This window comes from Caldisphaera sp., from assembly GCF_049974385.1.
In the GTDB taxonomy this organism is placed as follows: Archaea; Thermoproteota; Thermoprotei_A; order Sulfolobales; family Acidilobaceae; genus Caldisphaera.
On sequence record NZ_JBMFIW010000055.1, the window covers coordinates 1 to 529 of the forward strand.

At 51.2% G+C, this 529-nt stretch carries 2 tRNA genes and 1 rRNA gene (1 of these 3 cut by a window edge); all 3 read right to left on the reverse strand.

Going from position 1 to position 529, the window contains the following annotated elements:
• Window positions 1-141 precede the first annotated feature (141 nt).
• Window positions 142-213: transfer RNA gene (locus tag ACP5GV_RS08075), tRNA-Ala, on the reverse strand.
• Window positions 214-233: 20 nt separating this feature from the next.
• Window positions 234-308, reverse strand: a tRNA-Ile gene (locus ACP5GV_RS08080).
• A gap of 54 nt (window positions 309-362) precedes the next feature.
• A 16S ribosomal RNA gene (locus ACP5GV_RS08085) occupies window positions 363-529 on the reverse strand; its annotated part runs 294 nt beyond the window's last position; the annotation flags it as partial.

Consider the following 529-nt stretch of genomic DNA (forward strand, 5'->3'; position numbering starts at 1 on the left):
CGCAGCTTACCACGTCCTTCATCCACTCTAGCTGCCAAGGCATCCACCAAGGACCCTTACTAACTTGCATACCCACTTTAATTACTTCTTCTCTCAAACCTATTCAACTTATAAAGTATGAGCTTCTCCACGTTTTACACATGGAGATGGTGGGATTTGAACCCACGACATCCTGCTTGCAAAGCAGGCGCTCTCCCGCTGAGCTACATCCCCTTAATACGCATCCCTGATAATGGGCCTCACTGGATTTGAACCAGTGACCTTACCCTTATCAGGGGTACGCTCTAACCAAACTGAGCTAGAGGCCCTAAGGGTTAATAGCTCAATGAGAGGATAGCGTAGCAAGCGTTATCCGTTAAAAAAGGAGGTGATCCAGCCGCAGGTTCCCCTACGGCTACCTTGTTACGACTTCGCCCCAGTTACCGATGTTTTCATCGGCCTCTGCCTCCCTTGCGGGTTAGCTTGAGGACTTCCGAAAACACCAGCTTCCGTGGCGTGACGGGCGGTGTGTGCAAGGCCCGGGAACGTA